We start from the raw sequence: 13779 nt of genomic DNA on the forward strand, positions 1-13779 counted from the left end.
GGCTATGTCTTGGCTGAGAGGAGAAGCTGCCGTTTGGCGATGGCCGCTTTGATGGCCATATAAGTGACCTCTTCGGGAAGGGCATCCTTGATCGGGCGCAGTTTTTGCGCACCAAGTTCTTCGATTTTCTGCATGATCAGTTCTTCATGCTCAGCGGGGATGAACCGGTTCCAATCCAAAGGAAGGCCATCCACTCCGCAGCGGAACAGATGATCTTCGATGGTTCCCGTGGAGAGTCCGCGCGTTTCGGCAATGTCGGCGATCGATTTTCCCTGTTGGTAGAGGCGGTAAGAAATCAAATGGCTGGGTTCTTTTTCGCTTTGTCCGGGCTCTGCCTCGTGTGTCACCAGAGGCGAGATGCCGTTTTGTTTCACATATTGTGCGATCACGGCCAAAAATTCTTCACCGTACATTTGATATTTCCGCTCACCCACTCCGGAGATGAGGAGCATGGCTTCTTTGTTCTGCGGCAGACGTTTGCACATTTCCTTCAAGGTACTGTCCGGAAAGATCATATACGGCGGTATTTGTTCCCGCTGTGACAGTTTCAGGCGCACGGCCCTTAATTCTTCAAACAAGCCGCCTGCCTGCCCGGACTGTTTCGGGCCATCTTTATAGATCTTTCTGAGTCCGGTTACTTTCCGCTCTCCTTTCAGCACTTCAATGGCTTTCGGTGTCAGTTTGGCAACCGGCAGCGAGTGGTTGTTCAAACGGATGTGAAGATAACCTTCGGCCACCAGTTCCAGGCAGAGCTGGTGGATTTGTTTTTCCGTATACTCCTTCATGATTCCGTATGTAGAGAGCCCATCCAATTGCCATTCCAAAATCCGCTTGCTTTTGGAGCCTTTCAACACTTTCGAGACCGTCGATAACCCGAAACGCTCCTTCATCCGCTTGATGCAGGAAAAGATCTTTTGTGCTTCGGTGGTGAGATCGATTTCCTCTTCTTCCGTCAGTTTGCGGCAATTGCTGCACTTTCCGCAAGGCTCGCTGCCCGGATCGCCAAAATATTTCACAATCGTGGCTTGCAGGCACTGGCTGGTGTAACAATAATTGTGCATCTCTTGAAGTTTGCCGAATTCATGCTGTTTTCGCTCGGGAGAAAGCTCCGATTGTTCGATGAGAAACTTTTGCGTGTGCACATCCTGCGGACTGTACAGCAAGATGCATTCGCTCTCCTCCCCGTCACGGCCCGCCCGCCCCGCTTCCTGGTAATACGATTCCAGGTTTTTGGGAAGGTTGTAGTGAATGACAAAACGGACATTGGATTTGTCAATTCCCATGCCGAATGCATTGGTGGCGACAATGGCTTGCAGCTGGTCATAGGAAAATTTCTCCTGGGCCCGTTCGCGTTCCTCGTCGCTCATGCCCGCATGATAGGCGGCCGTGGCAAATCCTTGCCCGGAAAGATCCTGATGGAGCTGGTCCACCTCTTTGCGGGTAGAGCAATAAATAATCCCCGTCTGCCGCGGATGCGCTTCCAGATACGCTCTGATAAACTCCCGCCTGTCTTCTTCATGCCTGACAGAAAAACTTAAATTGTCCCGCTGCAATCTCGTTGCATAGATGTGAGCCGGCTCGATGGATAAAAGGGAAGCGATGTCTTCGCGCACCTCAGGCGTTGCCGTCGCGGTCAGGGCAGCGATGATCGGCTTTCTGGGCAACTGCCGGATCATCTGGGCCATCGACCGGTAGCTGGGGCGGAAATCATGTCCCCATTGCGAGATACAGTGCGCCTCGTCGATCGTGACCAAATAGACGGGCAGGGTCTCAAAGATGGCGCGAAAGCGGCCGGATTCCAACCGTTCCGGCGCAATATACAGAAGCTTGTACTTCCCGGCCGTCATTTCCCTGATCCGCTCATCCATTTCTGTTAGGGTAAGTGAACTGTTTATGTATGTAGCGGGAATTCCCAGCTGTCTGAGCCCGTCCACCTGATCTTTCATCAACGAGATCAGCGGAGAGATCACAATCGTGATACCCGGAAACATCAAGGCCGGAATCTGGTAGCAGATCGATTTCCCTCCGCCGGTCGGCATAATTCCGAGTGTATTGTAGCCAGCCAGGATGCTCTCGATGATTTGCCGCTGACCGGGCCGAAAAGAAGAGTGCCCGTAGTACTTTTGCAGCAGTTCTTCCGCTTGCCGGAGCGTCAACGCCGATCGCCCCTTTCGACAAAAATCGTTCTCTATTTCCTATATATTACACGAACAAGTGTATTTGAGGACAGCCTTTCTTCCTGATTCTCACTTTATAAAAGAAGTCAAAGGAAATAGAGTTGCAGTGAACGACAGGCAATCTGGCAAGCAAAAATGAAAGATCTATGAAAACCAGCCGTATTGTTCTACAATAAATGGGCAAAGATTCGCAGTCCAAGGGGGGACCCTCGTTGCTGTTTATAGATAACCAGAACATTACCGATCCGCGCATCAATCTGGCGATTGAAGAATATGCGCTCAAACATCTCGACATGGAGGATACGTACCTGCTTTTTTACATCAATGAGCCTTCGATCATTATCGGGAAACATCAGAATACGGTGGAAGAGATTCATGTCGACTATGTCCGTGAACACAATATCCATGTCGTGCGCCGCTTGTCGGGAGGCGGGGCGGTCTACCATGACCTGGGCAACTTGAATTTCAGCTTTATCACCAAGGACGACGGGAAGAGTTTCGCCAATTTCCGCAAGTTTACCGAGCCGGTGATCCGGGCCTTGCGCAAACTGGGTGTTCCGGCGGAGCTGAGCGGGCGCAATGATATTCTCGCAGACGGGAAGAAGATCTCCGGCAATGCCCAATTTTCCACACGCGGCCGCATGTTCAGCCACGGGACGCTGATGTTTAACGTCGACCTGGAGCGGGTGGTCCAGGCACTCAATGTGAAGCAGGAAAAAATCGAGTCCAAAGGGATTAAATCGGTGCGCAGCCGGGTGGCCAACATCAGTGACTACCTGAAAGAGCCGATGACGATTCAGGAATTCAGACAGGTGCTCCTGGATTCGATTTTTGAAGGGCAGGCTCCCGTCCCTGAATATATTCTCACGGAAGCGGATTGGGAGAAGATCCGCGAGATTTCCAAAGAGCGCTACCAGAATTGGGACTGGAACTACGGCGAATCTCCGGAGTTTAACGTCCGGCACAGCAAGCGCTTCCCGGTAGGTTCCATCGATATCCGCCTCGAAGTGGGAGAAAAGGGAATCATCCAAAACTGCAAGATTTACGGGGACTTTTTTGGTATCGGAGATGTCGCGGACATTGAACAGCGCTTGATCGGCAAACGTTATGACCGGCAAGAGATTGAGCAGGCGTTGGCCGATGTGGACGTAAAACATTATTTTGGAAACATTACGCGGGAAGAATTCATCGATTTGGTGTATTAGTCCGGCGTGGGAAACACTTGGTTTTTCCTGTATACGAAAGGAAGCCAAGTGTTTTTTTGTTCAAACACAAAATATTAATCATAATGGTGGAATGCGAATGAACAGGATCATCATCTTTCGGTGCTTGGGGGAGGCGGAGGGAAGAAGCGTTAAAAGGAACAGACATAAATTTTTATTTATATATCAATGCGGTTCCATTTTTTTGATATGATTGAATTGCAGGTAAATCATTCGTTTGAGGGGGAGCATGAATGAAAAAGCCGTTAAGCCAAACATGGGATTTGGATGTGTTTTTTCCGGGCGGAAGCCGTTCCAAAGAATTTGCTGCCTTTCTTCAGCGATTGGAGAAAGATATTGAGCATCTGCAAAAACAGATCAAACAAATGGAGGTTCCCCAATCCACGCAAGCAACCGGAGATTTGGTCCAAACGGTCTACCTGGCCGATGAGATCCAGGGGCGGCTCAAGGAAGCGATCGCCTTTACGGAATGTTTGACTGCTCAAAATGTAAAAGATGAGCAAGCCAAGCTTTTGTACGCCCAGGTGGTTCAATTACATAGTGCTTACGAATCGGCTCTGATTGAACTTGACAAACTGATCCTGCAAATTCCGCAGGCGGTGTGGAACGAGTTTCTCGCAACCAAACCGATCAGTTCCGTCTCGTTTCCGCTGAACGAGCGCAGGGAACAGGCGATGGAGAAGCTCCCCCCGGAGCAGGAAGTGTTGGCCAACGATCTGGCCGTGGATGGTTATCATGCATGGCACGATTTGTATAACAAAGTGGTGGGGAGGGTAACCATCCCTGTTGAGAAGGATGGCAAGGTTCAGGAGCTTTCCGCGGGGCAGGCCTGGAACTTGTTCAGCCATGAAGACCGCTCCGTTCGCGCTTCCGTGTTTGCCAAGTGGGAGGAAAAATGGGGCAAGGAAGCCGAATTTTGCGCCCACGCCCTCAATCACCTGGGCGGTTTCCGCCTCCAATTATACCGGCACCGCGGCTGGAACTCCGTCCTGAAGGAGCCGTTGAAGATCAACCGGATGTCCGAACAAACCCTGCAGACCATGTGGGAAGTGATTGACCGGAATAAAGATCTGCTGGCGGCCTATTTACATCGCAAAGCCAAGCTGCTGGGGCTGGAAAAGTTAAGCTGGTACGACATTTCCGCCCCGGTTGGCGAAGTGTCCAAGAAAATCAGCTATGACGAAGCGGCCGACATCATCGTGGAGCAGTTTGAGCGCTTCAGCCCCAAGATGGCCCGGTTTGCCGAAAAAGCGTTTGAAGAGCGCTGGATCGAAGCGGAAGACCGTCCCAACAAAGGGCCCGGCGGTTTCTGTACCCCCTTTGGAGTGAGCAGGCAGTCGCGGATCTTTATGACCTATTCGGGAACCCCTGACAACGTGTCCACATTGGCTCACGAACTGGGGCACGCCTATCACCAGTATGTGATGGACGATCTCCCGCAACTGGTGCAAAACTATGCCATGAACGTGGCGGAAACGGCTTCCACCTTTGCCGAAATGCTGGTGGCCGATGCAGCGGTCAAAAATGCGGCCAACGAGCAGGAGCGTGTGGTGTTGCTGGAAGAGAAAGCGCAGAGTTGCACCGCGTTTCTGATGAATATTCACGCCCGCTTCCTGTTTGAAACGGAATTCTACGAAAAGAGGAAAAAAGGGCTGCTCAGTGTGGAAGAACTCAATGAACTGATGGTCAGCGCACAGAAAAGGGCCTACCGGGAAGCGCTGGGCGGCTATGACCCGTATTTCTGGGCTTCCAAGCTCCATTTCTACATCACGGAAGTTCCGTTTTACAATTTTCCTTATACTTTCGGCTACTTGTTCAGCTACGGCGTCTACGCCCGCGCGCTGGAAGAAGGCCGGGCGTTTGAGGAGAAATACATCCATCTGCTGCGGGATACCGGCCGCATGACGGTGGAAGAGCTGGCCCAAAAACATCTGGGTGTGCACTTAACCCGGCCCGATTTCTGGGAGAGCGCCGTCCATCTGGCTCTTGCCGATGTGAAGGAGTTCCTGCGGTTAACCGAGTAGAGGGAAAATGCTGATCAACACGGGGCTCTTTTTCTGTCGAGCAGTCCTGGAAAGAAGTCTGTCTTAAAGGATTGCGCGCGTTACAATAAACTCCTCCCTGGCGGGCAGATTCCGTCAAGGAGGAGTTTATATGCTTATGAGATTATTCTTTTTCCGGTGATCTTTCCAACAGCCCGCTGTGCTTTTTCGTCTTCGCGATGCCGACTTGATCGATCGCTCCGGTATGTTCATTCATGCCGTGCAATTCGCCGCTGATCTCCGTCAGGTCTTCACGCCTTCTTTTGTTGTCCGCTTTATCCATCACGAAACCTCCACTGTTTTACAATATTTGCTCTTCTTAGGATGGAGCCCCAGCGAAAAATTATGTATTCGGGATTCAATTGTGGTTTTGCTTACGGGTTCAGCCGAATGGATCAATACAAATATTAAACAACCTATGGAGAATTTAATGGATAATAATCAAATAACGCATGCTTTTTTTGAAAATATACTTTGTCATATGCTTGTCTAATTTTTCAGACTTCCCCATATAAAATAGGCTAATAATTATATTCTTCGTTTTGAGTCAAAAACTTAAAACTTGATAATTATAAAAATATCAACTAAATCATTGAAAAATAGAATTGTAAGAGAACTAGCAAATGATCCTAAACTCTCCAGAGCATTAAGAGGGGAAATAAAACGTGATATTAACGAAATTAAGAGAAAATCGAAGAATAGACATGTACGAGTCAGAAAAAATATAAGAGTCCCTCAAGGGTATGATCTACATCATCGAAGAGGTTTTGAAGCAAGAAAAGGATTTAGTTATAGATATTCTGTTTTACAATTGAGGAAAGATCATAAAAGGTATCACAAAATACATGGTTATAGAAGATAGTTTCCTGTATGTTTTTATAACGTGAAAATTTAGGGGGACCATGTCCCCCTCCTATTCGATGTATTGTTAAATTTTCTTAGCACATATCAAGTATTAAGGGAGTAGTAGTTGAAATGAAAGATATAATAAATTTGATTTACGGTGGCAAACCCGGTGTAGATGAGGAAACACTAAATACTACCGAAAATTCTCTGGGAGCTAGTTTTCCTTCGCAATACAAAGAGCTCGTAAAACTTATAAATAATTGCGAAATAGGTGAATGGATTTTCTATCCGATTAAAGATCCCAAAAATATTAGGAAAACTTGGGATGACATTGTTAGAAATAACCAACCGTCAGTTAGATTTACCCATATACCGGAAGATTTAATCCAATTTGCTGAAAACGGAACTGGAAATAAACTTTGCTTTAAAATAAATAATAATAAAATGGAAGAAGCAATATATTTTTGGGATTGCGAAACGGGTTTAACGGAAAAAATAGCTGATAATCTCAAACAGTTTATTCAACAAGAATATGAATTGGATAATGAAGTTGATCTAGATGATGAATGATTGTTTATCTAACGTAGTGCACGAATATAGGGAGATGGTATTGTGTCTGATAAACTGGATTTAACTATAAATTCATATAAATTCAAATAAAAGGTATTATAGATTTTTAGAGAGAATTATCTCAAATCAAACAGTGTGAGGCCTAAAATCGGAAAAAGGATGGTGTGTCTCGCCATCAAATGATTGGGAAGACACAGAAGTCATGTTGTTTTGGTCAGATCGTGCATATGCAAGCCAATGTGCAAGAGAAGAGTGGTCTAATTATGTACCCACTGAAGCGCTTGGAAAAGTATTGACAAAAGATGATCAACAACACATCCAGAGATTACAACAATTTCTGGATCGAAAACTTTACAGACGCCCCATCTGGAAGTTTTGGCATTGGATGGCCGGATTATCTGAAGACGTAGAAGAGGCACTAAAAAAATTTTGATTAAGAGGTGAAAGGATGGGTTTTTGGGAAGAAACCACTAAAGAAAACAATAGATTGCTAATAGGCGATGAGCCATTTGACATTTTAATCGATGCTTTTCAAGAGTTATCTAATGTTTACTTGGAGGATGCAGGAAGGAAGCCAACCAGTGAAGAATTGGGCAAATTAATAGCTCTTGCATTAGATTCAATGAATTTTGAATGTCTGTCAGATATGGAAGGGTTTACGTTAAGTGAGTGTAAGATCAAGAAGAAAAAAGTAAAAAAGATCAAATATAAACCAGGCGATCTATTTGCAATTCCACTTAATGATGGAGAAGTTTATGGTTATGGTATGGTGTGTACTGGAGGTAAGCCGATGGAAGATGTGTATATAGAATATTATAATATATTCACAGATAATATTATTTCTATCAACCAATTTAAAAGGCTGAAGAAAGAGGTTGTATTTACTTTACTAAGTGGAGTTGCAGGCATCTTAGACAATGAATGGAAAAAAATAGGATCTATTCCTTTTGATGAATCCAAATATCAAATTCCTGATTTTTATGATAAAATGCATGGTGACGTATATTATATCAGTAAAGGTGCTGCAAATAATCCCGATGCTCGAATTTTTCCTGTAACTAAAGAAGAAGCATTAAAGGTAAAAAACCCTGATGGATTAATTGGAAGCGGTATTATCGAAGAGTGGTTGTATGAAGAATATCTTAAACAGAAAACAGGGGAGTCATAAAAAATTAAAATTGTAAACTCAATTTGCATTAAGATAATCTCTAGTATAACTGCTAGAGATTATTTTAATGCCTGAAAAATTTAACTTAATTCGAATCCTTTTACAATCCTAGTTGATTTTGGGATCATTTACCTAATAATAAGTATTACTATTTAGTAAGTACTTAAAATTGTAAATAAATTTCCCTCCCTCAGCGAATGCAGCTATAGGTATAGACATCACTACAAACGCCAAAGCCAGAAAAGCTACTACTTGTTTCCTCACTCTGATCAACCTCCTATAATTTAAACAATATCCTTAATATGACGCAAAATTAATTATAATACAATTATATGATAAATGTAAAAATTTTTGCTTATATTTATTTTCTGTCTATACTAATATTATTATTGCAAGGATATTGTATTAATTTTAGCTGCTCTGGTCATGGTTTTTGGTGGTACATCTGCGGCTTTTGCTAATGCAGGTACTCCTCAATTAACTCAAGCGCAATTGAAAGAGATTTGAGCAAGGAAAGAAAGACTCTGCGGAAGTAACAAAATCAGCAAAGTGGAAGAAGCCAGTTGATGCGGCAACCCTTGAGCGTTATCATAAAGCTAAAGGGCTCAATCCAATTTCTGTAATGACTCCTACTAATGGTGTAGGGACCAGAGGAGATATTTTATATACTCCCTCTTTCAGTGGCAGTGGTGATCAAACATGGGCTGGTGGACATGTGGGAGTGGTATTATACACTTCTGGAAGCCACGTAGCTGAAGCCTTTGGTATCGGCAAGGCTCCAGTGTCTGGTCAATATAAGGTTTATAAAATGGTTAATGACTGGAAAACAAGATCAGGATATTCCACTGTAAGAGGTCTGTGGGTGTCTGGAGCTGATAGCTCGGATTACAGCTATGTTTCTTCTTATGCAGATGCTAGAATCAATTACCCATACAATCACTTCTTTACGAATAAGACAAGAACAGATGCATTCTATTGCTCACAACTGGCTTGGCGTGCTTGGACTAATACAGGATTTGATATAGACGCTAATGGTGGCAGTGCTGTCTGGCCAGTAGATATTTTTAATGACAGCCAAACAACCGTTTTCTATTCGAAGGGTTAAAAAGACCAAAGTACTTAAGCTCGATAGGTTGCTTGAAAATCAAAAAAGAGCGAGAGGTGACTTTCGCTCTTTTTTATCTAGGGGGATTTCTGTGAGAAAAAGAAGTTTATTATTCATAATATTGTTCAGCATTTCTGCGCTTATTATAGGTTGTAATAACAATCAGCCTCTCATAAAAAATATATCAGATAGTCATATCGCTGTTATATATACAGATGCAACCAAAGAAGATAGTGAACTTGTTTTTATAGATGATAAAAAACAAATTTTAGGATCTCATCAAATGAAACAGATGTATATAAAGCGAATAGAACGAGGTGAGAATAATGAACTCCTCCTTCCTGTTGCATTTGGAGATAGTATTATCACCATCCAAGCTGACGGGAAAATAAGCGAAAGAGAAACTCCTATTATGCCACTAGATATATTTGTACATAAAGGTGTTGAAATAAGTAGTTACAATACAGATTACAGTACTGGAACATTGGAAAAGAAGCAAGAAGATCAAGTAAAAAAGACCACGTTATCAGGTTTACTAGAAGCTGTCGCTATGGATGATGATTATGTATATGCAGTTGGAAATGCAATCAGTGACAAATATAATGCCCTTTATATTCTGGAAAAAGATACTTTAAAAGTGCATAAAGAAATTGGGCTGGGTCCTCAATACGGAATAGGGAAAGAGATCCAAATTCTTGATGGCAAGCTTCTATTAACATCTCCACAGACCAAATCACTTACCATTGTGACTAAAGGAACGCGGGAGATGAAACAAGTAAAACTCCCTTATAAAGAACCAGATGATCTGCTCATAGACCAAGATTCCATTTACGTTACTTATATGTTGGGGAATCATATTACAAAAATAGATCGAAAGACACTTCAAGTTAAAGGGAGTTTTAGCACAGGAGACCAGGCAGTTTTAAGGGCAGATATGGATTCTCAGAATATATACGTGCTATCTCAGGCACAAAATGATCCACAACCTAGACAGGATATTGTTGGGAGAATAGGCATCTATAACAAGCAGACTGGTAATAAAGTGGGAATGATTGAACTTCCGAATAAACGTAATATGGGAGTACAAGACTTGATTATCACTAACCCGTCAAATCCTTAGACTCTCATTAATGCGAAGATCAGCAGATAAGGGACGAATGAGTTTGAATAAAAAACTAAGTAGCAAAATCCATAGAAAAGAGGTGTTCCAAGTATACCGGAATACCTCTTTGGTATTTTTGCACATCCCCGAATAAGAAGATAGAAACCTCACTTTCCAAGACTCCGTTGGGGTAACGATCCAGGACTACTCCCGTAAATCGGGTGGAAGTAGCGAACGTTGATTTTGGGATCATTTACCTAATAAATGGAAAATGACTTGAGATTGCATATGAAGCAACTCAAGTCATTCGTATTTATACGGGAAACTCAGGAATGAAACGTTCAAATTCGTCCTGAGTATCGGTAATGGCTAACTTAGAAGATACCTCAAGGGATTTACAGCAAGTCATTTTCTATTTATTGGACTGATGGCGGCAACTCGACAGAGGCTGCCCCCATCCCCCTTAGAGAAAAACATTAAAGTAACGATGCTAAACTTTATTGGGGAAAATCAAGGATTTTCCGGATTTATCTTAGCACTTGCATAAATGTTGTACGATTAAGCTAGATACCAAAAGGAGGAGATTTTATTGGAAAATGATCATCTTGCTCCCACGCTGCACCGGAGCGCAATGCTCGGTGAAATCATTACTTTTGGCACTTATCCGCAGACGGCGGATGGCTCAGACAGAACGCCGATCAAGTGGCGGGTGCTGCAAAATTCGGGGAGCGAGCTGTTTATATTGAGCGAGTATATTTTGGATTGCAGACGGTATCATGGCGAGTCTGCGGATATTAAGTGGCGTGATTGCGTGGATATTACGTGGCGTGACTGTGATTTGCGCAAGTGGCTGAACAACGAATTCTATCACACTGCATTCGATGCTGCCGAACAGGAATTGATAAAAACGACTCATTGCACGGACAACGGAGAAGGGTGCCCGGATACGGAGGATAAGGTTTTTTTGCTTAGCGTTACCGAGATAAAGGATTTATCTGATCTACACGGCAAGGATTTGCGACGCGCCGTTGGAACGGACTTTGCCAAAACAAAAAAACCCGATGGATGCCACTTGTATGTGTACGATAAAACGAACAAAGATAACTATATCATCATAAACGGCGAAGAGTTTGGCTGTTCCTGGTGGTGGCTGCGAACACAAGGAAACAAGCCTTCGCGTGCATTTTTTATCGGTACAAGTGGCAGTATTCGCAGCTATGCGAATAACAGTATATCCCGTTATGGTGTGCGTCCTGCTTTAAAAATTAATCTTCAATGATAAAAAGCGGGGCGTTCAGGGCTTGTCACTGATAACGAACAGGTCAAAGAGTGCCCTAAACCGGGGCATTTCATTGTCTAACACGATCATGTCACCGCAAATAACCATGTAGCGATCCCATAGTAGCTTAACAAAATGGCTTGGGGCCCAGCGGCTTTTTCCATTTATTGGGGAAATGAACCCGAAATCGACGTTCGCTACCTCCACCCCTATCTTACAAGCTCAATGTGACAACATTGTTTTTCATCAGATGCCTTCCCAAAAAATAAGAGCAGGCTGTACACGGGATACGTGATCAGTCTGCTCAATTCACAGTTTACATGACTGTATTTCATATTCTTCAACGTAATTCCGATACTTCTTCGCACAATAGGAATTAATGATGTCTGAGTTTAGTTCGGCTATGGGTATCCGTTTTTTTGCTAACAGGGAACGATATACATGAAATTAAAAGGGATTGACACATTCCAGGTTTATATATTTTTCCACGCATGGTAAAATAGAAAAAGAGAAAATATCCCTAGTAATGACTACTAGGGATAAGGAATAGATTTAGCAAGAAACTCAGTAAATTCTGCTGAGTTTTTTACTTTAAGTGCTAGGTGGCTCACCGGAATTATGCTTGGCAATCATATCATTCACCTCTGAAGGCGAGTTTTTTACTTTAATCGTCAGGAGGCTCGCCGGTGGTATTTCGCTTGATATTTTCGTTAATGACCATTTTACTCTCACCTCCTTCAAGAGTTTCGACATAGGAGCAAAAAAAGTCCAAAGCATAATCTTTAAAATTGGGATCACCGATTTCACGCAAATATTTAGCCAATATCAGAAGAGTTTCGTTTTTTTGATCTACAAAAGAATGTTGTTCGGCAAGACGTAAAGCTTCTTTCAAATGAGAAAGAACCTGATCCCGTTTATTCCGTTGAATCGAACACTTTCCTAATCCTATGAGCGCTTGTATTTCGTGATATACATCATTGGTTTTTCTGCTATACTCTAATGCTTCAAAATATTTTCTTTCTGCACCGGGGATGTCTTCTTGTTTATAGTACAACATTCCTAATTGAGTGTAAACGTATGCCGGAAGGTACTCACTTTTGATTTTTTTCTCCAGTTTTAGAGCCGTTGTAAAACAGCATTCTGCCAAATTCAGTTTATTCAGCTCTATGTAGATACTTCCCAACGTGGTCCATAACTCAAATGAGCGATCATACATTTTATCGATTCGAGCCAGCTCAATTCCCTTTAAAGCGAACTTTATCGCTTGAGGAAGTCTCCTTCCCTTCAACAGCAGTTTCGCCTGCATTTCATACATATTCAGTGTCGATTCTTTGCTCTCGCTGTGATATTGATCTGTTTCCGTTTTATATTTTGCGGGGGAGTCGGACGCGATGTCATCCAATACGGCTTGGGCATCTCCAATGCGGTTCAACTTTTCAAGATAGATCACTCTGCTGATGCGTATCATATCTTTATAATATTTTCTTTCTCCGTCAGGAACAAAATATTTGGAAGCTGCCTCGGAATATTTCCACGCTTGATGGAAGTTGTTTTGCAGGTATTCAATCAGACTCAGCTTGTGATAACAGGCACTTTTAAAGTTCGTGTGGTTCATTTCGGAATAGTGCCGGTCAATCATATGAATGACGTTAAAAAAATGGTTATAAGCCCTTTTCCAATTTTTCTTTCGTAAATAGAGCTTCCCTTTTAAATATTCCACCCAAACATGAAACGGATGTTTGGGTGGGAGGGAAAGCTCCCGCAACTCTTCCGAGGCTTTGTCCGGCCCCACCAAGTTAATGGTATTTTCTATGGAAATCAGTTTGATCTGCAACTCCTCATCCATGGAATCTTCATTCTGTTCCGATTCCTGGAGATAGAATTTCGTCAGATCTTCTTCAAGACCCAATTTCTTCAAAACATATTTCATTTTCTCTTCACTGACTTGCCCTTTGCCGCTTTCAATGTTGCTGAGCACGGGTTGGGAGAGAAATTCATCGACTAAATCGCCCTGGCGAAGTTTTTTTGCTTTCCTCTGTTCCCGTACAAATTTACCAAATTCAATTCGATCCACGCGATTCTGGCTCATCGAAACATTCACCTCAAAAAAATTTTTGCCTGCCTCTGTGCTAAACCGTGCGATTTTTCACCGTTTTTACGAAATACCCTTTAATTTAAAGAGCGATATTTCGTTATGTTCCAGTCTTAGACTTCATGTTGACTAATTTATAAATATTTTTTGGGTGGAATTTAGAAATTTGCCTTAA

The 13779-nt window shown here is 43.2% G+C and carries 11 protein-coding genes and 1 pseudogene; 9 read left to right on the forward strand and 3 right to left on the reverse strand.

Features of this window, described 5'->3' with window-relative positions:
* Positions 1 to 2 precede the first annotated feature (2 nt).
* Positions 3 to 2156 carry a DNA helicase RecQ gene (recQ, locus tag BMW55_RS14205; protein ID WP_089970634.1) on the reverse strand — a complete coding sequence of 718 codons (2154 nt, stop codon included), beginning with the start codon at positions 2154 to 2156 and terminating at the stop codon, positions 3 to 5.
* A gap of 233 nt (positions 2157 to 2389) precedes the next feature.
* Between recQ and lplA the strand changes: the two genes are divergently transcribed.
* Positions 2390 to 3382 (forward strand): lipoate--protein ligase, encoded by a 993-nt coding sequence (gene lplA, locus BMW55_RS14210; RefSeq protein ID WP_089970637.1) that lies wholly within the window; start codon positions 2390 to 2392, stop codon positions 3380 to 3382.
* Between the two features lie 251 nt (positions 3383 to 3633).
* Positions 3634 to 5424: a M3 family oligoendopeptidase gene (locus BMW55_RS14215; RefSeq protein WP_089970640.1), complete on the forward strand. Its 1791-nt coding sequence runs from the start codon at positions 3634 to 3636 to the stop codon at positions 5422 to 5424.
* Positions 5425 to 5566: 142 nt separating this feature from the next.
* On the opposite strand, the gene BMW55_RS19495 is transcribed toward BMW55_RS14215, so the two are convergent.
* The gene (locus BMW55_RS19495; protein ID WP_170839953.1) at positions 5567 to 5725 is read right to left on the reverse strand and encodes a hypothetical protein; all 159 of its coding nucleotides are present in this window, start codon (positions 5723 to 5725) and stop codon (positions 5567 to 5569) included.
* A gap of 309 nt (positions 5726 to 6034) precedes the next feature.
* On the opposite strand from BMW55_RS19495, the gene BMW55_RS19975 reads away from it, so the two are divergent.
* From BMW55_RS19975 to BMW55_RS14245, 7 genes and pseudogenes are all read left to right on the forward strand, one after another.
* Positions 6035 to 6304, forward strand: a complete 270-nt coding sequence (locus tag BMW55_RS19975) for a polymorphic toxin type 8 domain-containing protein (protein WP_425283868.1) — start codon at positions 6035 to 6037, stop codon at positions 6302 to 6304.
* Between the two features lie 113 nt (positions 6305 to 6417).
* The gene (locus BMW55_RS14225; protein WP_089970647.1) at positions 6418 to 6858 is read left to right on the forward strand and encodes an SMI1/KNR4 family protein; all 441 of its coding nucleotides are present in this window, start codon (positions 6418 to 6420) and stop codon (positions 6856 to 6858) included.
* Between the two features lie 151 nt (positions 6859 to 7009).
* Positions 7010 to 7291: pseudogene (locus tag BMW55_RS14230) on the forward strand (DUF2750 domain-containing protein); the annotation flags it as partial.
* A 15-nt stretch (positions 7292 to 7306) separates the two neighbouring features.
* The gene (locus tag BMW55_RS14235) at positions 7307 to 8026 is read left to right on the forward strand and encodes an Imm26 family immunity protein (protein ID WP_089970653.1); all 720 of its coding nucleotides are present in this window, start codon (positions 7307 to 7309) and stop codon (positions 8024 to 8026) included.
* 715 nt (positions 8027 to 8741) lie between these two features.
* On the forward strand, positions 8742 to 9131 hold the full coding sequence (locus BMW55_RS19045) for a hypothetical protein (RefSeq protein ID WP_139179506.1): 390 nt from the start codon (positions 8742 to 8744) through the stop codon (positions 9129 to 9131).
* Between the two features lie 91 nt (positions 9132 to 9222).
* Positions 9223 to 10251, forward strand: a complete 1029-nt coding sequence (locus tag BMW55_RS14240; protein WP_089970656.1) for a YncE family protein — start codon at positions 9223 to 9225, stop codon at positions 10249 to 10251.
* A gap of 571 nt (positions 10252 to 10822) precedes the next feature.
* Positions 10823 to 11512 carry a DUF6273 domain-containing protein gene (locus tag BMW55_RS14245; protein WP_244527575.1) on the forward strand — a complete coding sequence of 230 codons (690 nt, stop codon included), beginning with the start codon at positions 10823 to 10825 and terminating at the stop codon, positions 11510 to 11512.
* 664 nt (positions 11513 to 12176) lie between these two features.
* On the opposite strand, the gene BMW55_RS14250 is transcribed toward BMW55_RS14245, so the two are convergent.
* On the reverse strand, positions 12177 to 13601 hold the full coding sequence (locus BMW55_RS14250; RefSeq protein ID WP_089970658.1) for a helix-turn-helix domain-containing protein: 1425 nt from the start codon (positions 13599 to 13601) through the stop codon (positions 12177 to 12179).
* Positions 13602 to 13779: the final 178 nt, after the last annotated feature.

Source organism: Lihuaxuella thermophila, from assembly GCF_900110165.1.
GTDB classification, from domain to species: Bacteria; Bacillota; Bacilli; order Thermoactinomycetales; family Thermoactinomycetaceae; genus Lihuaxuella; species Lihuaxuella thermophila.

Bases quoted from the DNA above. Each gene is read 5' to 3' on its own strand.
- BMW55_RS14250 (WP_089970658.1), bottom strand. From the start codon at position 13,601: ATGAGCCAGAATCGCGTGGATCGAATTGAATTTGGTAAATTTGTACGG.
- BMW55_RS14235 (WP_089970653.1), top strand. From the start codon at position 7,307: ATGGGTTTTTGGGAAGAAACCACTAAAGAAAACAATAGATTGCTAATA.
- BMW55_RS14225 (WP_089970647.1), top strand. From the start codon at position 6,418: ATGAAAGATATAATAAATTTGATTTACGGTGGCAAACCCGGTGTAGAT.
- BMW55_RS14215 (WP_089970640.1), top strand. From the start codon at position 3,634: ATGAAAAAGCCGTTAAGCCAAACATGGGATTTGGATGTGTTTTTTCCG.
- BMW55_RS19495 (WP_170839953.1), bottom strand. From the start codon at position 5,725: ATGGATAAAGCGGACAACAAAAGAAGGCGTGAAGACCTGACGGAGATC.